We start from the raw sequence: 17,401 nt of genomic DNA on the forward strand, positions 1-17,401 counted from the left end.
GGTATTGATAGTCACTCGCAGCAACTGACCTGTGAGTATCCATTCCGTGCGTCTGACCGAACTGCCCCTGCGCCAGCCCGCCTATGTTGACCTGATCGACTGGTCCGCGCTTTCCGCGTCGGAAGGCCAGCGTCTGCGCGAGTTTGGCCTGTGCGAAGGCGCGAGCGTGGAGGCGCTGCACCATGGCGGCCTATGGGGCAAGGGGCCGATCGCCTGCAAGGTGGGCCGCATGACCATCGCCATGCGTCGCAATCACGCCGCCGCCGTCACTGTCCGCACCGGACCGGACGCTGCGCCATGAGCGTGCTGCCGCTCGTCGCGCTGGTCGGCAACCCCAATGCGGGCAAGAGCGCGCTGTTCAACGCCCTTACCGGCGCGCGGCAGAAGCTGGGCAATTATCCGGGTGTCACGGTCGAGCGCAAAGCGGGGCGGCTGGCGCTGGCCGATGGTCGCCCGGTCGAACTGGTCGACCTGCCCGGTACATACAGTTTGAACGCCGCCAGCCCGGACGAACAAGTCACGCGCGACGTCGTGATGGGGCGGCAGGCCGGGGAAAGGCAGCCGGATGCGCTGGTGATCGTGGTCGATGCGTCCAACCTCGACAACCATCTGCGTTTCGCGCTGGAGCTGATCGCCCTTGGCCTGCCGACCATCGTCGCGCTCAACATGGTGGACCTTGCCACGCGCGACGGGCTGGAACTGGACGCTGCCGTCCTGTCGCGCGAACTGGGCGTGCCGGTGATCGCCACCGTGGCGGTGCGCAAGCGGGGGCTTGATCATCTGCGTGAGGAACTGGCTGGCTTGCTGGGCAGCGTCGCGCCCGAAGCCAAAGCGCCGCTGCCGGAGCGCGATTTCGATGCGGTGCGCGATGAGGCACGGCGGATCGCCCGCGCCGCCATCGTGCGCGAAACCCCCTCGCGCCGTCTGACCGCCGCGGTCGATCGGGTGGCGCTGCACCCGGTGTTCGGGCTGTTGCTGTTGCTCGGCCTGCTGTTCGTCATGTTCCAGGCGGTCTATGCCTGGTCCGAAGCGCCGATCGCCATGATCGAGGGGCTGGCGGAGGCCGCCGCCAACAGTGTGCGCGATGCGCTGCCTGACGGAATGCTGCGGTCCTTCCTGGTCGATGGCGTCATCAACGGCGTGGGATCGGTGGTGGTGTTCCTGCCGCAGATCCTGATCCTGTTCTTCTTCATCCTGATGCTGGAGGCGACCGGCTATATGGTCCGCGCCGCTTTCCTGATGGATGGGCTGATGGCCAGGGTCGGCCTGTCGGGGCGCGCGTTCATTCCTTTGCTCTCCTCCTTCGCCTGCGCCATTCCCGGCATCATGGCGACGCGGACGATCGCTGATCCCAAGGACCGCCTCACCACCATCCTGATCGCGCCGCTGATGACCTGTTCGGCGCGACTGCCGGTCTATGCCGTCATCATCGGCGCCTTCATCCCCGCGCGCGACATATTGCCGGGGGTGGGGCTTCAGGGGTTCGTCCTTTTCTGCCTCTATATCTCAGGCATTATCGGCGCGATGCTGGTGGCGCTGATCCTGCGCATGACCGTGACCAAGGGCGCGAGCGGCGGCTTCCTGATGGAAATGCCCAAATATCAATGGCCCCGGCCGCAGGACATAGTGCTGGGCCTATGGCAGCGCGCGGTCATCTTCCTGAAGCGCGCAGGCACGATCATTTTCACGTCCACCGTGATATTGTGGCTGCTGCTGTCCTACCCCAAGCCGCCCGAAGGCAGCGCGGTCAGCCAGGTCGATTATTCGATTGCCGGGCGGATCGCCGGCGGGCTCAATGTCATATTGGAGCCGATCGGCTTCAACCGCGACATTTCCCTCGCCCTCATCCCGGCGATGGCCGCGCGTGAAGTCGCGGTGTCGGCGCTGGCCACCGTCTATTCGATCGATGCTGGCGATGATGAGGCGTTGCTGGAGCGCAGCCTTGGCGATCGGCTGAAGGACCAGTGGCCGCTTCCGACCGCGCTGGCCTTCCTGGCCTGGTTCATTTTCGCGCCGCAATGCATATCGACCATCGCCGTGACGCGGCGGGAAACGAACGGCTGGAAATGGCCGCTGTTCATGGTCGGATACCTGTTCGTGCTGGCTTATGTCGCAGCTGGCCTGACCTACTGGACCGCGACCGCAGCTGGACTATAAGGGCCGCTTTAAGGCTTTCGGAGGAATCATGGCAGGCTCGGTCAACAAGGTCATTCTGGTCGGCAATCTGGGCGCCGACCCGGAGGTCAAGAGCTTCCAGAATGGCGGCAAGATATGCAATTTGCGCATCGCTACGTCCGAAAACTGGAAGGATCGCAACACCGGCGAGCGCAAGGAGCGCACCGAATGGCACAGCGTCGTGATCGGCGGCGAAGGGCTGGTCGGCGTGGCCGAGCGGTTCCTGCGCAAGGGGTCCAAAATCTATATCGAAGGCCAGCTGCGCACCCGCAAATGGCAGGACCAGAACGGCAATGACCGCTATTCGACCGAAGTGATGGTGCAGGGGCCGGGGGCCGTGCTCACCATGCTGGATGGCGCGCCCGGTGGTGGCGGTCAGGGCGGCGGTGGCCGATCGCAGCAGGGAGTCAGCGATTGGGGCGCGTCGTCGGGCGGCTATGACGATTTTGGCGGCGGCAATAGTGGCGGCGGCTTTGGCGGTCGCTCGTCGAGCGGTGGTCGCGGCAGCGCAGGCAGCCCCAATTTCGACAATGATCTGGACGACGAAGTGCCGTTCTGACCGGCCTCTGTCCGCAAGAAAGAATCCAGTCCAATGCAGGTTCTTTTGACCGGATCTTCAGGATGGCTGGGGCGCTTTCTGGCGCCCCTGCTGCGCAGGGCGGGCCATGATGTCACTGGCCTGGACGTGGCGTCCGGTGCCGATACCGACATCGTCGGGTCGGTCGCCGATCGCGCCCTGATCGACCGGGTCTTTGCCGAACGCGGCATCGAGGCAGTGATTCACGGTGCCGCGCTGCACAAGCCGGACATCATCCGCTATCCGGCCCAGCGCTTTGTCGATGTCAATGTAACCGGCACGCTCAACCTGCTGGAGGCAGCGGTTGCAGCTGGGCATGATCGTTTCGTCATGACATCCACCACGTCGCTGATGATTGACCAGCGCATCCGCGACGAAGCCGGGGACGCGGCGATCTGGCTGGATGAAAGTGCCGGGCCGCTGGCGCCGCGCAACATCTACGGCGTGACCAAGCTGGCGGCGGAGGGGCTGTGCCGCATCCACCACCTGACACATGGCATCGGCTGCGTCATCCTGCGTACCGGGCGTTTCTTTCCCGAAGATGATGACACCCATCAGCTGCTGTCCGGCCCGAACATGAAGGCCAACGAACTGCTGCATCGCCGCCTGACGGTGGAGGACGCGGCACGCGCGCATCTGATGGCACTGGAACAGGCGCCGGCCCTGGGCTGCGAAACATTCATCCTGTCCGCGCCGACGCCCTTTTCGCGCGACGAGGTGCGGGGGTTGAAGCAGGACGCGCCTGCGGTCATTGCCCGCCATTTTCCCGATGCGGCCAGCCTCTATGCCCGACAGGGCTGGAACCTGCCGCGAAGCATCGGCCGCGTCTATGACGCCAGCCGCGCCGAACGGATCATGGGCTTTCGCTGCGAAACGGATTTCGGGTCTGTGCTGGCGGCGCTGCGCGAAGGGACCGATATGCCCTTCGCGCATGACGCCAACTATGTATCGCCGCAGGTACAGTCCTTAGCGGACTGATTTCGACATTCGCATGCCACCCGGCATCCAACGATGTCGAACGTCAGAACAGGACGACTAAGCCGCCGTCGCCACGCTGTCGATGCCCAGTTCGGTGAGCGCAAATCCCCGGATATGGTCGCGCAGATCTTCACGCTCCAGCGCCAGTGCAAGATTGGCCTCGACATAGCCGGCCTTTGACCCGCAATCGAAGCGGCGGCCGTCAAATGTCACGCCATGGAAAGGCTGCTTGCCGATCAACGCTGCCATCGCGTCGGTCAGCTGGATTTCCCCGCCAGCGCCCTTTTCCTGCGTTTCCAATATCTTCATGACATCGGGTTGCAGGATATAGCGGCCTGGCAGGATCAGGTTGGACGGCGCGGTCCCGGCGGCGGGCTTTTCGACCAGCCCCTTCACCTCCGTCAGCACGCCATCGCGCGCGCCCGGATCGATCACGCCATAGCTGGGCGTCTGCTCCATCGGGATTTCCAGCGCGCAGACCAGATTGCCGCCGACCTTTTCATAGGCGTCGACCATCTGCTTCATGCAACCATTGCCCGGCGCGCCCTTCATGAATTCGTCGGGCAGCAGGATGGCGAACGGTTCGTCACCGATAATGTCGCGCGCGCACCAGATGGCATGGCCAAGGCCCAGCGATTCCTGCTGGCGCAGGAACACCGCATTGCCCGGCGCGAGCCGCGTTCCTTCCAGCGCGGACAGATCCTTGCCGCGTTCGCGCTGCAAGGTTTCGCATTCGAAGGCCATGTCGAAATAATCTTCGATCGCGCCCTTGCCGCGACCGGTGACGAAGATCATCTGCTCGATCCCGGCCTCGCGCGCCTCATCCACGGCATATTGGAGCAGCGGACGGTCGACCACCGGCAGCAATTCCTTGGGCACCGCCTTGGTCGCGGGCAAAAAGCGCGTGCCCAGTCCCGCGACAGGAAAAACAGCTTTGCGAATCGGCTTGTTCAAGTTGGACTCCCCTTAACCCCAAGGCCCCCACGGCCCGACATGATTTGCCGCACATGCGAAAAAGGTCAAGCACAGGGGCGGAATTTCCCGTGTGCGCTGCACCCTATACTGCCAGCAGCCGGTTAGCGATCGTTTCCAGATCGCTTATTTCGTGATCTAATTGCTCAAATGTGACGAATTGGTGGATATTGCGATGGTCACGGCAAATAAAGCCGCCCGGCTCCGGCTGGTGAAAGCCCTGGATGATGAGCGCGCGGAACCTGTCGATCCGCTGGATGTCGCGTTCGATGGCGGCGATTTCGGTCAGCGCGCTGGCGTTGCGCCGGTCGCGCATCGCCACCATCGTGCGCAATTCGGTCATCAGCTTGGCCATGGACGGGCGGGTGCGCGCACCCACGGTACGAACGTCGCCCATCTTTTCGCGCATCAGACCGATCTTGGTTTCCAGGCTTTGTTCCAGCATCGTCCAAGCGCATACCAGTCGCCCGACCGCGCATAGCAGCGCCGCATCCTCCGGCGCGTAATCCGACACTGTTTTTCCACTCACGTCCGCAACCAAATGTACGCCCACGCCCCATTCTCCTTATTCATCCCTGTCCTGCGCAGACGGAGACGGATAGGCCAGAGCGGCAGGCGCCATCGCTCGTGGCGGTGGCACGGAACATCGGAAATTGTGCAATATTGGCGGCGAGCCGATTGGCCTATCGCTTAGAAATCAATCGCTAAGCCTTTGCGTTCCCAATCGCCGTAGCGAACCGGGCTCAACTCTTCCTGAGGCTGGGGCGGGCTGTCGATCGGGTCCGGCTGCGGCACGGGCGGGCTTTTGGACAGGTGGGCGGGCGGCTGCACATGCGCGGGGCGCTTGCCATTATAATGTCCCATCAAGCCGCCTTTCGATTGCGGAGCGCTACGGCAGCGCCCTGTGCCAGTGCTTTCATTTGGGCGACCGCCGATCCAAGCGCAAGGGCGGGGTGGCATGGCGAACCTATCTTATCCGTCCAAAATCGCCTAGGCGCTGCCCCATGGCTCAATCTTCCCGCCCCGCTGACGTCCCCGGCCTGCCTGCGCGTCGTTCCGCCCTCAAACTGCTCGATGCCGTGTTGCGGCGCGGCGACCCGCTGGAAATCGCGCTGCATGGCGCCTGTCAGGGGCTGGCCGACCGCGCGGACCGGGCGCTGGTCCATGCCATTGCTGCGGAAGTGCTGCGCCACCTGCCCGATCTGGACGCGCTGATCGACGGCGCGACACGGCTGCCGCTGCCCGATGATGCCAAGGCGCGGATGGTGCTGCGCATCGCACTGGTGCAGGTGCTGGTGCTGGGCACCGCCCCGCACGCCGCGATCGCCACGGCGCTGCCGCTGGTCGATGGCGGGCCGCGCAAGCTGGTCCATGGCGTGTTCGGCACGGTGACGCGCAGCGCGCCGGTGCTGCCCGATCCGCCGACCCTGCCCGCCGCCGTCGCCGATCGCTGGGCCGGGCAATGGGGCAGCGCGATGGTGGAGGCGGCCGCGCGCGCCTATGCCATCCGTCCGCCTGTGGACGTGAGCCTGCGCGATCCGGCCGCCACCGCCGAATGGACCGCGCAACTGGGCGGCGTCAGCCTGGCTCCCGGCCATGTCCGCCTGCCCGACGGGGCCAATATTCCCGATCTGCCTGGCTTTGCCGATGGCGCATGGTGGGTGCAGGATGTTGCCGCATCCTGCCCGGCACGCCTGTTGGGTGCCGGGGAAGGGCGTCATGTGCTGGACCTGTGCGCAGCCCCCGGCGGCAAGACGATGCAACTGGCGGCGGCCGGATGGCGCGTGACCGCGATCGACCAGTCGAAAAAGCGGCTGGAGCGGCTGACCGAAAACCTGACCCGCACCGGCCTGTCTGCCGATGTCGTGCAAGCCGACCTGCGCCAGTGGCAGCCGGACCAGCCGGTCGACGCCATATTGCTCGACGCGCCCTGCACCGCGACCGGCATCTATCGCCGTCATCCTGACGTGCTGCACCGTATCGGCCCGCGTCAGATTGCCGAGCTGGCGGAGTTGCAGGGCGCGTTGCTTGCCCGCGCCGCCGACTGGCTGAAGCCTGGCGGGGTGCTGCTCTACGCCACCTGCTCGCTGGAACAGGCGGAAGGGGAGGAACAGATCACCCGATTGCTGGCCGCCCGCCCGGATTTTGCGCTGGTGCCGGCGCAGGCGGGCGAATTGCCCGACGGCATGACCCCCACGTCGCAAGGCTGGCTGCGCACGCTGCCCGACACATTGGCGACCCAGGGCGGCGCGGACGGATTTTTTATCGCGCGCCTTGCAAAAGCAACGAACTAAGCCTTAACCATGGAGCGCTTAGGATGACCATTCCCTGTCTGGAAGGTGCGCCGTGCGTCCGATCGAACCCTTGCCTTTGCACCATAGCTGGCCGCTCTACGACCTGCACGAACATCTCGCCCCGGTGATGCTGGACCCATCGCTGGCGCGCAACGATGCGGCGCTGGCGGAACGGGGGCTGGGCCTTTGGCATTGCGACCTGACCGATGACAGCCTGACCTGGACGGCCGGCGTCTATGATATTTTCGGGCTGGAGCGGCATATTCCCGTGCCACGCGCCCTGTCCGTATCGCTCTATGCCCCGGATTCGCGCGAAGCCATGGAGCGGCTGCGCACCTATGCCATTCGCCACAAGCGGGGCTTCACCCTGGATGTCGACATTCATCAGGCCGACGGGATGGGGGCGTGCGCCATGCGGTTGATCGCCGCGCCGGTACTGGACGATGGGCAGGAGGTGATCGGCCTGCACGGCGTCAAACAGATGCTGCCGCACGGGACCACCCCTTCGCACCGGCTAGATCCAACGATTTTCGTTATGTTATAGCGGCTTGGGCGCGTTCCTTGCGCCGCATCCAAATCACCCGTTGCCCTTGGACCGAGGCATAGCTAAGGCGAACGGTTAATGACACCCTCGATCCTGATCTCGCCCTCCATCCTCTCTGCCGACTTCGCCCGTCTGGGCGAGGAAGTCCGCGCGATTGACGAAGCGGGCTGCGACTGGGTCCATATCGACGTGATGGATGGCCATTTCGTGCCGAACATCACGATCGGCCCGGCAGTGGTCAAGGCGTTGCGGCCGCACACGAAAAAGACGTTCGACGTCCATCTGATGATTTCCCCGGTCGATCAGTATCTCGACGCTTTTGCGCAGGCGGGCGCGGACATATTGACCGTCCATCCCGAAGCGGGGCCGCACATCCACCGCTCGATCCAATATATCAAGTCGCTGGGCGTTCAGGCTGGCGTGGTGCTGAACCCCGGTACGCCCGCCAAGATGCTCGATTATCTGATCGATGATGTCGACCTGATCCTGGTCATGAGCGTCAATCCCGGTTTTGGCGGGCAGAGCTTCATCGAAAGCCAGCTGCGCAAGATCGAAGCCTGTCGCAAGATGATCGACAAGAGCGGGCGCGACATACGGTTGCAGGTCGATGGCGGCATTGATTTCACCACCGCGCCCAAGGCGATCGCCGCCGGGGCCGACGTGCTGGTCGCGGGCACCGCGACATTCCGCGGCGGGCCATCGGCCTATGCCGACAATATCCGGAAGCTGCGGGGCGGGTGAACGAGGTCCGGCGCATGTCCGCCCGCAAGGTGCCCGAACCCGCCGCTCCGGAAAGCAGCGACGACGGCATCGAACAGGGCAAGCGTCTCATCCGCGTCGCGGATGACAAGGGGCTGTCGCTGGCGCAGAAGATCGCCAATCATTTCTATCTGCTCAGCTGGAAAACGCCGATCCACGGCCGCAAGCTGCGCGGCAAATATCCGCTCAAGCTGCTTGCCGTTCCCGATGACGAATTGCCCGGCGACACGCGCGCGGGGCAGGCGATCCGCGCGGGCTATTTCCTGTTTCGCGGCAAGAAGCAGATTATCGACACGCTCGATTTCGCACGGCTGGACCTTGATCCCGCCTTTGCCGACTATCTGCACAGTTTCCGCTGGCTGCGCGATCTGGCGAGCGTCGCCAGTCGCGAACAGGCCGCGCCGATCGCCGAAAGCGTCATGCGCAAATGGCTGGCCGTGCATGCCGAAACGCCCAGCGAACAGGCCTGGCGCGCGGACAATGCGGGCTGGCGGCTCTTCTTCTGGACTGCCCATGCGCCGCTGATCCTCTCGTCGAGCGATCTGGTCTATCGTTCGCTGGTCCTCACCTGCATCGCCCGCACGGCGCGGCATCTGGACCGTATCGCCGACAAGGCGCCCATGGGCCTGCCGCGCATCGTCGGCTGGAGCGCGATCGTCGCTGCTTCCATGCTGATGCCTGGCGGCGCGGCGCGCAAATTGTTCGGCGAAGCGGGCCTGAAACGCGCGATCGACAGCGGATTCTACCCCGATGGCGGCATCGTTTCCCGGTCACCGCTGGCGCAGATAGAGGCTGTCATGGCGCTGTCCATGCTGCGTGCGGTCTATGACGTACGGCGCGAAACGGCTCCCGGCTTCCTCTATGACGGGCTGAACCGCATCGTCCCCGCCTTGCTGGGCCTGACCCATGGCGATGGCGGCCTTGGCAACTGGCAGGGCGCGGGCGCGATCGATCCTGCGATCGTCAATGCCGTCATCGCGGCCAGCCGGGTGCGCGCCCGGCCGCTGCGGCAGGCGCGCGACTGGGGTTATCAGCGGATCGCGGCGGGCGCGAGCGTGGTCCAGATCGACGCCGCGCCGCCGCCGGTCGCGCGGCTGGCCGACGCAGGCTGCGCCTCGACCGGCGCGATCGAAATCAGCGATGGCCCCCATCGCCTGATCGTCAATTGCGGCGGCGCGGGACTTGAGGGGGCATGGATACCCCGCGATCTGGCGCAGGGGCTGCGCACGACCGCCGCGCACAGCACGCTGGTGCTGGACGATTGCAACAGCACGGCGCTGATGCCCGACGGCACGCTGGGGCGCGGCGTTACCGAAGTGGAACTGAACCGGCAGGAACTGGACAATGGCAGCCGGGTCGACCTGTCCCATGACGGCTATGTCCGCCGCATCGGCTATGTCCACCGCCGCCTGCTGCTGGTCAGCGGCGATGGCAAGGAAATTCGCGGCGAGGATATGCTGACCCCGGCGCAGCGTCGTCGCAAGCCCGCCAAACTTCCGGCCGTTTTGCGCTTTCACCTGGCGCCGGGCGTCGAACCGACGCTGACCGCGGACAATCAGGGTGCGCTGCTGCGCATCGACATGGGCGCGTTGTGGCAGTTCCGCACCGGCACCGGCATATTGACCGTCGAAGACAGCCTGTGGGTCGATGGCGACGGCAGGCCGCATCCGACCAAGCAGATGGTGGTGACCAGCGAGGCGCTGCCCGGCGGATCGAGCATCGGGTGGCTGTTCAAGCGGGTGGGGTGAGTGCTGGCAGTGGGACGATCTGTCGGTGCGATCATTGTTGCCTGCATAGGCCTTTTCCTCGCAACCTGTGTCATTACGCTCTGCGCCACGGGTGTTTTGGGCCGTCCAGCATTTAGCGCGATAGTCCAGCCGGCCGCCTTATTGTGGCTGCTCATTCCTTGGTTAATTTTGGCTATATGTATTAAAAAGTGCAGTCGGCGATCGACCGTATTTTGCGCTGCGCTAGCCGCTACTGGCGTGTTTATTTCCATCGCTGGGGATTTTCATGGACGTGGGGGTGCGGGCGCGGTGGGTGATGGGCTATTGCTGGGCCGGGAAGGCATAATTGCCTATACCCTGACGTGCGCAATCATCATTGCATTCTCCGCAAAGCTACAAAATCATTCAATCAAGCCAGCAGCTTTGGCGGGATTTCTAACCTTCACCTCGTTGACGGCGGGATGGTGGGCTGGGTTGAACTACTGGGCTAACCAGACGCCATCCAAAGTCATTGAGGCCGCCCGTGATATTGCGGGTGTTGCGCCTTATTGCATAGCTACCCATGACGGGCAGGTTCATCGGAATGGTGACCTCGTCGGGCTGAAAATCCTGAGTCCGGGCGACAAGGGCGTGCATTGGGATTTCCATGCGCTGCTGAAAGTTCAACGCAATGCTGAGATATTTTATTATAATTGGTCGCATCACGCCTCGACGTTCCTGCCTGTTAATCAGCGCGCACGCGAAGGGTTGAGGCTCGATCAAAGGAGAATCTGTATCGCCAAGCTACAATTCGCTCGGGCACTGAGCGGTTAGCAAAACATGGTAATCCGGGCGCTTCTCGGGGGCTGTCCTTTTCCTTCACAGCCGATTATGGGGCTAGCGCAAGTTCAACGCCAATCCCGCAACGGAAATACCGCCCATGACCGCAACCCCCGCCGACTATCCCATCAAGCGCGCCCTGTTGTCCGTGTCGGACAAGGCTGGCCTTATCGAATTGGGGCAGGCGCTGGGGAAGCATGGGGTGGAGCTGGTGTCGACCGGCGGCACGGCCAAGGCGCTGCGCGATGCGGGCCTGACCGTCATGGATATTTCCGATCTGACCGGCTTCCCCGAAATGATGGATGGCCGGGTCAAGACGCTGCATCCCAAGGTGCATGGCGGGCTGCTGGCCGTGCGGAACAACCCTGAGCATGTTGCGTCGATGGACGAGTATCAGATTGGTGCGATCGATCTGGTCGTGGTCAATCTCTATCCCTTCGCCGCGACCGTCGCCAAGGGGGCGGAGCGCGAGGAGATTATCGAGAATATCGATATTGGCGGGCCGTCCATGGTGCGCTCTGCGGCCAAGAATCATGAGAGCGTGGCGATCGTCACCGACCCGGCCGATTATGCCCGGCTGATCGCGGAAATGGATGAGAAGGGCGGGGCGACCAGCTACGACTTCCGCCGGATGCTGGCGGCCAAGGCCTATGCGGCGACCGCCGCCTATGATTCGATGATCGCCAGCTGGTTCGCCTTTGCCGATCAGGGCGTGACCTTCCCCGAAACGCTGGCCGTTGCCAGCACGCTTGGCACTACGCTGCGCTACGGCGAAAACCCGCATCAGTCCGCCGCCCTCTATCTGCCCACTGGTCCGTCGGCCAACGGCATTGCCCAGGCGAAGCAGATTCAGGGCAAGGAACTGTCCTACAACAATTACAACGATGCTGACGCCGCGCTGGAGCTGGTCAGCGAATTTCGCGACGGCCCGCCGACCGTGGTGATCGTCAAGCATGCCAACCCGTGCGGCGTGGCGACCGGCGCGACCCTGATCGAGGCCTATGAGGCTGCGCTCGCGTGCGACAGCGTGTCGGCCTTTGGCGGCATCATCGCCGTCAACCGCCCGCTCGACGGCCCGACTGCCGAAGCGATCAGCGGTATCTTCACCGAAGTCGTCGCCGCGCCCGATGCCGATGACGCGGCGCGCGCCATCTTTGCCAAGAAGAAGAATCTGCGCCTGCTGCTGACCGGCGACCTGCCCGATCCCGCGCGCCCCGGCCTCCAGCTCAAGACGATCGCGGGCGGGGTGCTGGTGCAGAGCCGCGACAATGGCCGGATCAGCCGCGACGCGCTGAAAGTCGTGACCAAGCGCGAACCGACCGAACAGGAACTGGCCGACTGCCTCTTCGCCTGGACCGTCGCCAAGCATGTGAAGTCCAACGCCATCGTCTATGCCAAGGGTGGCAGCACTGCCGGTGTCGGCGCAGGCCAGATGAACCGCCTCGAATCCGCGCGCATTGCGGCATGGAAAGCCAAGGATGCCGCCGAAAAAGCAGGCTGGAGCGAACCGCGCACCATCGGATCGGCAGTCGCGTCCGACGCCTTCTTCCCCTTCGCCGACGGCCTGCTGGCGGCAGTCGAGGCGGGCGCGACCGCAGTGATCCAGCCGGGCGGCTCGATCCGCGACGATGAAGTCATCGCCGCCGCCGATGAAGCGGGCCTTGCCATGGTCTTTACCGGGATGCGCCACTTCCGGCATTGATGCTTGTTCAGCCGTACCGGCGGCCAATACGCAAATTGATCTGCGCGTGCGAAACAAATCCTTTCGCACGCGCAAAATAACGGTTTTCCGCCACTTTTCGCCAATTGGCCTCTTTTCATTTTATTCGGGCAGGCCTATTTAGGCGTGGACCCGGTGCCCCAAGTCAGGTGTTGGGCAAAGAACAGAAAAATGTTCGACAGGAGAAACAGGATGACTGCAAAGACGCTGGTGGCGCTGGCCGCCACGATGGCCCTCGCGCTGCCCGGCGTGGCAAGTGCGGGCAATGACAATATGGATGTGATCGTCGATGGCCGTGCGGGTACGGAAACCCGCTCGATTGCCGTTTCGGTCGCTGACCTGAACCTGGCCAGCACCGCTGGTCTGCGCCGCGCCGACTATCGCGTCACCCGCGCCGCCAAGCAGGTCTGCGGTTTCGTCAATGGCTCGATCATCCCCGTGACCCAGGATTATCGCAATTGCTTTGGCGAGGCACTGACCGGCGCTCGCAGCGATCTTAACGCCATGGCCCAGCGCCAAGGCTGATCATCTGCCCGGTTCCCCTCACGAAGGGGACTGCAGGGGGCCGTTCCGCGTCGCGGGGCGGCCCTTTCTGTTGTTGCCCGATGGCGCGTTTGCTGCCTGATCCTTACCGCGCATTAACCACTCCTTAGAATATTTCCTTCACTCCCAGGGTCACGAATGACCATCCGGGGGAATTGCCTGTCATGCCGCGTATCGACCAAAGCGTGGACGTCGCCATCATTGGCGCAGGCCCGGCGGGCCTGACTGCCGCCTATCTGCTGACCAAGCAGGGTTATAGCGTCACGGTGATCGAAAAAGACCCTGTCTATGTCGGCGGCATCAGCCGCACGGTCGAGCTGGACGGTTTCCGCTTCGATATTGGCGGCCATCGCTTTTTTTCGAAATCGCAGCAGGTCGTGGACTTGTGGAACGAGATATTGCCTGACGACTTCATTCAGCGCCCGCGGATGAGCCGCATCTATTATGAGGGCAAATTCTACAGCTATCCGCTGCGCGCGTTCGAGGCGCTGTGGAATCTGGGCGTCTGGCGCTCGACGCTCTGCATGGCGAGCTTTGCCAAGGCGAAGCTGCTGCCCAACCGCAATGTCCGCTCCTTTCAGGACTGGACCGTCAATGCGTTCGGGTACAAGCTTTTCTCGATCTTCTTCAAGACTTACACCGAGAAGGTGTGGGGGATGCCGTGCGATGAAATGTCGGCGGACTGGGCAGCGCAGCGGATCAAGGGCCTGTCGCTCTGGGGCGCGGTCACCGACGGGCTGAAACGCTCGCTTGGCCTCAACAAGAAGCCCAATGACGGCATGGCGACAAAGACGCTGCTGGAAACATTCCGCTATCCCCGCCTTGGCCCCGGCATGATGTGGGAAAAGGCGCGCGATCATGTGGTCGATGGCGGCAATCAGGTATTGATGGCGCACAGCTTCAAAAGGCTGGAGCAGGACCAGGGCACCGATCGCTGGCGGCTGGTGGCGCAGGGGCCGGAGGGTGAGGTCATCATCAACGCCGCGCATGTCATTTCGTCCGCGCCCATGCGCGAACTGGCCGGGCGCATCCATCCGCTGCCTGCGACCCTGCCTGAGGCGATGGACCTTAAATATCGCGATTTCCTGACCGTGGCGCTGATGGTCAAGGGGGATGATATTTTCCCCGACAACTGGATCTATATCCACGACAGCAAGGTGCAGGTCGGGCGTATCCAGAATTTCCGCAGCTGGTCGCCGGAGATGGTGCCGGACCCGACGCTCGCCTGCGTGGGGCTGGAATATTTCTGTTTTGAAGGGGACGGCCTGTGGGCTTCGTCCGACGCTGATCTGGTCGCGCTGGCGACGAAGGAAATGGCGCAGCTGGGCCTGTGCAACCCCGGCGATGTCGTTGGCGGCGCGGTGGTAAGGCAGGAAAAGGCCTATCCGGTCTATGACGACGCCTATGCCGCCAATGTGCAGGCGATGCGCACCGAACTGGAAGCGCGCTACCCCACGTTGCACATGGTCGGTCGCAACGGCATGCACCGCTATAATAATCAGGACCATGCGATGATGACGGCGATGCTTACCGTGCGCAACATCGTTGCGGGCGCGCGCATCCATGACGTCTGGTCGGTCAATGAAGATGCCGAATATCATGAGGCCGGCGAAGAAGGTCAGGACGCCGACGCGCAGGCTGCGCTTGCCAGCACCCGCGCCGTCCCGTCGCGCCTGAAGGCTGCCTGATCCGGTGGGCATGTTGGTGGCGCTGGTTTCGCGTCTGATGTTTGCCCGCTATCTGCTGGCCAGCATCTGCGCGCTGTCGAGCGACATGGCGCTTTTCCTGATGCTCGACCATGTCGGCGCCGCCCCCATGCTGGCGGCGTTTGGCGGTTATGCCGTCGGTCTGATTGTCCACTGGACCATCAGCGTCCGTTTCGTGTTCGATACCGGCACCGGCCCGACCCACGCGCAGCGCGCCGGGTTCGTGGCGAGCGCCCTGCTGGGGATGGGCATTACCCTTTCCATGGTCGGCGGGCTGAGCCTGATCGGCGTTGCGCCGGCGATCGCAAAATTGCTGTCCGTGCCGGTCAGCTTCCTCACCGTTTATGCGATCCGCAAATATGGCGTCTTTGCCCGCGCCTGACGGAAAGCGGGCGGCGCTGCTTGCGCTGCTTGCCTGGCTGCTGTGCAGCGCGGCTATGCTGTGGCTGTTCCGGGGCGATTTCGCCACGCTTGGCTTTCGCGATCCCGATGACGCCATGCGTCTGGTGCAGGTCCGCGACTGGATCGGCGGGCAGGCCTTCTGGGATGTCAGCCAGCATCGCGTGAACCCGCCCATAGGCGGGCCGATGCACTGGTCGCGGATCGTCGACATGCCGATCGCGGCGCTGATCCTGCTGCTGCGCCCGTTGCTGGGCATGGCCATGGCGGAACTGGTCGCCTGCGCCGTCGTGCCGCTGCTGCTGCTGGGCGGGCTGACCGCAGCGCTGGGCGTCGCCACGCGCCGGATTGCCGGTACGATCGTGGCGTTGCTGGCCGTCATCCTGCTCCTGACTGCCCCGTCGATCCTGGTCCAGTTCACGCCGCTCAGGATCGACCATCATGGCTGGCAGATCATGGCAGCCGCGCTGGCACTGGGCGGGGCGATGGACTTGCGCCCGGTGCGCGGGGGCATAGTTGCGGGACTGGCACTGTCGCTCTGGCTCCAGATTTCGAGCGAAGGGCTGCCCTATGCAGCGCTGTTCGCTGCGCTGTTTGCCCTGCGCCACTGGATCGACCGGGCCGAAACGCCGCGCTTCGTCGGCTTCACTGTCGCACTGGGCGCAGGCGCGCTGATCCCGCTCATCTTGTTGCGTGGGCCATCTGCCGTGCTGGCGCGCCAGTGCGACGCGCTCTCCTTCGTCTATGTCTGGCCCTTGGTCGCGCTGGCGGTTGCGACGCCTGCCGCCGCAAGATTGATTGGGCCGTCCACCGCGCTAAGTCGCTGCCTGATCGGCGCGATCGGGGGCGTCGCGGCGCTGGCAACCTTCCTGCTGATCGGCGGGGCGTGCCTGTCGGGTGATCCCTTCGCGGCGTTGGGACCGCTGGCCTATAAGCTCTGGTATTTGCAGGTCATGGAGGGGCGGCCGATCTGGGAACAGAGCCGGTTGATGGTGGGCGTCATCCTGCTTCCCTCGCTATTCGGCCTGATTGCAACGCTATTGGCGGCGCGCGCGGCTAGCGGCCCGGTGCGGATGCGCTGGCTGACAATGGCGCAGCTGCTGGCCGGGGCGATGCTGGTGGCGATCATGGTCATGCGGGCCGTGTCCGTGGCGCATCTGTTCGCCCTGCCCGGCACCGCCTGGCTGCTGTTCGCCCTGTTCCGCCGGGTGCAGGCGTCCGCCAGCGCGATCGTGCGGATAGCCGGTTCAGTCGCACTCGTGCTGCTGACCCCGGCTGGTCTCTGCGCACTGTGGGTGGCGTTGGCCGCGACGCCCGAACAGGCCCGAAATGCCAGCGCCAATTGCCGCGCGGCCACGGTGCTGGCCCCGCTGCGCACCCTGGCGCCCACGACCCTGTTCGCGCCGATCGACCTTGGCCCCGACATTCTCGTCCAGACCCGCCATAGCGTCATCGGCACGGCCCATCACCGCAATGCAGCGGGGATTACGGCGGTGATCGAAGGCTTTGTCGATGCACCGGACCAGGCAAGAACAGTGATCGGCGCAACCAGCGCGCGCTATGTCGTGACCTGTGACGGCCTCAACGAATATCGTCTCTATGGCCAAGCCAATGGCAAGGGTCTGGCGGCGATGCTGGCGCGCGGTACGATACCGCAATGGCTGGAACCCCTGCCGACCAAAGGTCCGCTGAAAATCTACCGGATCAGGCCGCCACGAAGCTGAGCGCGACGCCGTTCATGCAATAGCGCAGGCCCGTGGGCTTTGGCCCATCGTCGAACACATGGCCCAGATGCCCGCCGCAGCGCGCGCAATGGACCTCGGTCCGGGGATAGCCCAGCGCGAAATCGCGACTGGTGCCCACCGCCTTGGGCAGTGGGGCGTAGAAGCTGGGCCAGCCAGTGCCGCTGTCGAACTTCGTCTTGGAGCTGAACAATTTTTGTCCGCATCCAGCGCAGGCGAAAATGCCCGCGCGATGTTCCTTGTTGAGCGGGCTGGTGAAGGGATGCTCTGTCGCCTGCTTGCGCAACACATTATAGGCGAGAGGCGAGAGCCGCTTGCGCCATTCCGCATCGCTCAGGGCATAGGGATAGGCGGCCTCCGCCGTGCCAAGGCCCAGCCGCCACCAGCCCAGCGCCATCGCGCCGGTCGCTATGCCGCCCAGGAAGAATCGCCGGTTCATGACGCCA

18 protein-coding genes are annotated in these 17,401 nt (G+C 64.1%); 14 read left to right on the top strand and 4 right to left on the bottom strand.

The genetic code is table 11. From position 1 onward, the window contains the following. Positions 1-46: 46 nt before the first annotated feature. The 4 genes from FE851_RS00940 to FE851_RS00955 are packed head-to-tail and all read left to right on the top strand — an operon-like array spanning position 47 to position 3,730. Entirely contained in the window at positions 47-301 is a 255-nt protein-coding gene (locus FE851_RS00940) for a ferrous iron transport protein A (RefSeq protein ID WP_017184313.1), read from the top strand. After that, entirely contained in the window at positions 298-2,157 is a 1,860-nt protein-coding gene (locus tag FE851_RS00945; RefSeq protein WP_145199066.1) for a ferrous iron transporter B, read from the top strand. The genes FE851_RS00940 and FE851_RS00945 overlap by 4 nt, the downstream gene beginning before the upstream one ends. A gap of 28 nt (positions 2,158-2,185) precedes the next feature. Next, positions 2,186-2,734: a single-stranded DNA-binding protein gene (ssb, locus tag FE851_RS00950; RefSeq protein WP_017184311.1), complete on the top strand. Its 549-nt coding sequence runs from the start codon at positions 2,186-2,188 to the stop codon at positions 2,732-2,734. A gap of 33 nt (positions 2,735-2,767) precedes the next feature. Then, positions 2,768-3,730, top strand: coding sequence for an NAD-dependent epimerase/dehydratase family protein (locus FE851_RS00955; protein WP_145199069.1), 963 nt, complete (start codon positions 2,768-2,770; stop codon positions 3,728-3,730). Positions 3,731-3,787: 57 nt separating this feature from the next. Here FE851_RS00955 and FE851_RS00960 read toward each other — a convergent pair whose 3' ends face one another. The 3 genes from FE851_RS00960 to FE851_RS00970 form a co-directional block, all read right to left on the bottom strand. Further along, positions 3,788-4,684, bottom strand: coding sequence for a UTP--glucose-1-phosphate uridylyltransferase (locus FE851_RS00960; protein WP_019052250.1), 897 nt, complete (start codon positions 4,682-4,684; stop codon positions 3,788-3,790). 103 nt (positions 4,685-4,787) lie between these two features. After that, positions 4,788-5,216 carry a hypothetical protein gene (locus tag FE851_RS00965; RefSeq protein ID WP_017184308.1) on the bottom strand — a complete coding sequence of 143 codons (429 nt, stop codon included), beginning with the start codon at positions 5,214-5,216 and terminating at the stop codon, positions 4,788-4,790. A gap of 176 nt (positions 5,217-5,392) precedes the next feature. After that, positions 5,393-5,566, bottom strand: a complete 174-nt coding sequence (locus FE851_RS00970) for a DUF1674 domain-containing protein (protein WP_017184307.1) — start codon at positions 5,564-5,566, stop codon at positions 5,393-5,395. A gap of 140 nt (positions 5,567-5,706) precedes the next feature. On the opposite strand from FE851_RS00970, the gene FE851_RS00975 reads away from it, so the two are divergent. The 10 genes from FE851_RS00975 to FE851_RS01020 all read left to right on the top strand — a co-directional run bounded on the left by FE851_RS00975 (position 5,707) and on the right by FE851_RS01020 (position 16,937). Beyond that, on the top strand, positions 5,707-6,996 hold the full coding sequence (locus FE851_RS00975; RefSeq protein ID WP_145199072.1) for an RsmB/NOP family class I SAM-dependent RNA methyltransferase: 1,290 nt from the start codon (positions 5,707-5,709) through the stop codon (positions 6,994-6,996). A 52-nt stretch (positions 6,997-7,048) separates the two neighbouring features. Beyond that, entirely contained in the window at positions 7,049-7,540 is a 492-nt protein-coding gene (locus FE851_RS00980) for a diguanylate cyclase (protein WP_145199076.1), read from the top strand. 78 nt (positions 7,541-7,618) lie between these two features. Continuing rightward, positions 7,619-8,281, top strand: coding sequence for a ribulose-phosphate 3-epimerase (gene rpe, locus FE851_RS00985; protein ID WP_017184304.1), 663 nt, complete (start codon positions 7,619-7,621; stop codon positions 8,279-8,281). A 14-nt stretch (positions 8,282-8,295) separates the two neighbouring features. Further along, positions 8,296-10,047 (top strand): heparinase II/III family protein, encoded by a 1,752-nt coding sequence (locus FE851_RS00990; RefSeq protein ID WP_145199079.1) that lies wholly within the window; start codon positions 8,296-8,298, stop codon positions 10,045-10,047. Positions 10,048-10,284: 237 nt separating this feature from the next. After that, positions 10,285-10,839 carry a hypothetical protein gene (locus FE851_RS00995; protein ID WP_145199081.1) on the top strand — a complete coding sequence of 185 codons (555 nt, stop codon included), beginning with the start codon at positions 10,285-10,287 and terminating at the stop codon, positions 10,837-10,839. A gap of 106 nt (positions 10,840-10,945) precedes the next feature. Continuing rightward, the gene (gene purH / locus FE851_RS01000; protein WP_145199084.1) at positions 10,946-12,547 is read left to right on the top strand and encodes a bifunctional phosphoribosylaminoimidazolecarboxamide formyltransferase/IMP cyclohydrolase; all 1,602 of its coding nucleotides are present in this window, start codon (positions 10,946-10,948) and stop codon (positions 12,545-12,547) included. A 210-nt stretch (positions 12,548-12,757) separates the two neighbouring features. After that, a complete protein-coding gene (locus FE851_RS01005) occupies positions 12,758-13,090 on the top strand; it encodes a UrcA family protein (RefSeq protein WP_017184300.1) in 333 nt (110 codons plus the stop codon). A gap of 182 nt (positions 13,091-13,272) precedes the next feature. Continuing rightward, positions 13,273-14,796: an NAD(P)/FAD-dependent oxidoreductase gene (locus FE851_RS01010; RefSeq protein ID WP_145199086.1), complete on the top strand. Its 1,524-nt coding sequence runs from the start codon at positions 13,273-13,275 to the stop codon at positions 14,794-14,796. Positions 14,797-14,806: 10 nt separating this feature from the next. Then, the gene (locus FE851_RS01015) at positions 14,807-15,196 is read left to right on the top strand and encodes a GtrA family protein (protein WP_145203985.1); all 390 of its coding nucleotides are present in this window, start codon (positions 14,807-14,809) and stop codon (positions 15,194-15,196) included. Next, entirely contained in the window at positions 15,174-16,937 is a 1,764-nt protein-coding gene (locus FE851_RS01020) for a hypothetical protein (RefSeq protein WP_186378726.1), read from the top strand. Before FE851_RS01015 ends, FE851_RS01020 begins: the two co-directional genes overlap by 23 nt. On the opposite strand, the gene msrB is transcribed toward FE851_RS01020, so the two are convergent. After that, positions 16,918-17,394 (bottom strand): peptide-methionine (R)-S-oxide reductase MsrB, encoded by a 477-nt coding sequence (gene msrB, locus FE851_RS01025; protein WP_019052262.1) that lies wholly within the window; start codon positions 17,392-17,394, stop codon positions 16,918-16,920. The two genes, FE851_RS01020 and msrB, sit on opposite strands and share 20 nt — an antisense overlap. Positions 17,395-17,401 lie beyond the last annotated feature (7 nt).

This window comes from Sphingobium sp. B2, assembly GCF_007693735.1.
GTDB classification, from domain to species: Bacteria; Pseudomonadota; Alphaproteobacteria; order Sphingomonadales; family Sphingomonadaceae; genus Sphingobium; species Sphingobium xenophagum.

Bases quoted from the DNA above. Each gene is read 5' to 3' on its own strand.
- FE851_RS00945 (WP_145199066.1), top strand. From the start codon at position 298: ATGAGCGTGCTGCCGCTCGTCGCGCTGGTCGGCAACCCCAATGCGGGC.
- ssb (WP_017184311.1), top strand. From the start codon at position 2,186: ATGGCAGGCTCGGTCAACAAGGTCATTCTGGTCGGCAATCTGGGCGCC.
- FE851_RS00955 (WP_145199069.1), top strand. From the start codon at position 2,768: ATGCAGGTTCTTTTGACCGGATCTTCAGGATGGCTGGGGCGCTTTCTG.
- FE851_RS00970 (WP_017184307.1), bottom strand. From the start codon at position 5,566: ATGGGACATTATAATGGCAAGCGCCCCGCGCATGTGCAGCCGCCCGCC.
- FE851_RS00975 (WP_145199072.1), top strand. From the start codon at position 5,707: ATGGCTCAATCTTCCCGCCCCGCTGACGTCCCCGGCCTGCCTGCGCGT.
- rpe (WP_017184304.1), top strand. From the start codon at position 7,619: ATGACACCCTCGATCCTGATCTCGCCCTCCATCCTCTCTGCCGACTTC.
- FE851_RS00990 (WP_145199079.1), top strand. From the start codon at position 8,296: ATGTCCGCCCGCAAGGTGCCCGAACCCGCCGCTCCGGAAAGCAGCGAC.
- purH (WP_145199084.1), top strand. From the start codon at position 10,946: ATGACCGCAACCCCCGCCGACTATCCCATCAAGCGCGCCCTGTTGTCC.
- FE851_RS01005 (WP_017184300.1), top strand. From the start codon at position 12,758: ATGACTGCAAAGACGCTGGTGGCGCTGGCCGCCACGATGGCCCTCGCG.
- FE851_RS01010 (WP_145199086.1), top strand. From the start codon at position 13,273: ATGCCGCGTATCGACCAAAGCGTGGACGTCGCCATCATTGGCGCAGGC.
- FE851_RS01015 (WP_145203985.1), top strand. From the start codon at position 14,807: ATGTTGGTGGCGCTGGTTTCGCGTCTGATGTTTGCCCGCTATCTGCTG.
- FE851_RS01020 (WP_186378726.1), top strand. From the start codon at position 15,174: ATGGCGTCTTTGCCCGCGCCTGACGGAAAGCGGGCGGCGCTGCTTGCG.
- msrB (WP_019052262.1), bottom strand. From the start codon at position 17,394: ATGAACCGGCGATTCTTCCTGGGCGGCATAGCGACCGGCGCGATGGCG.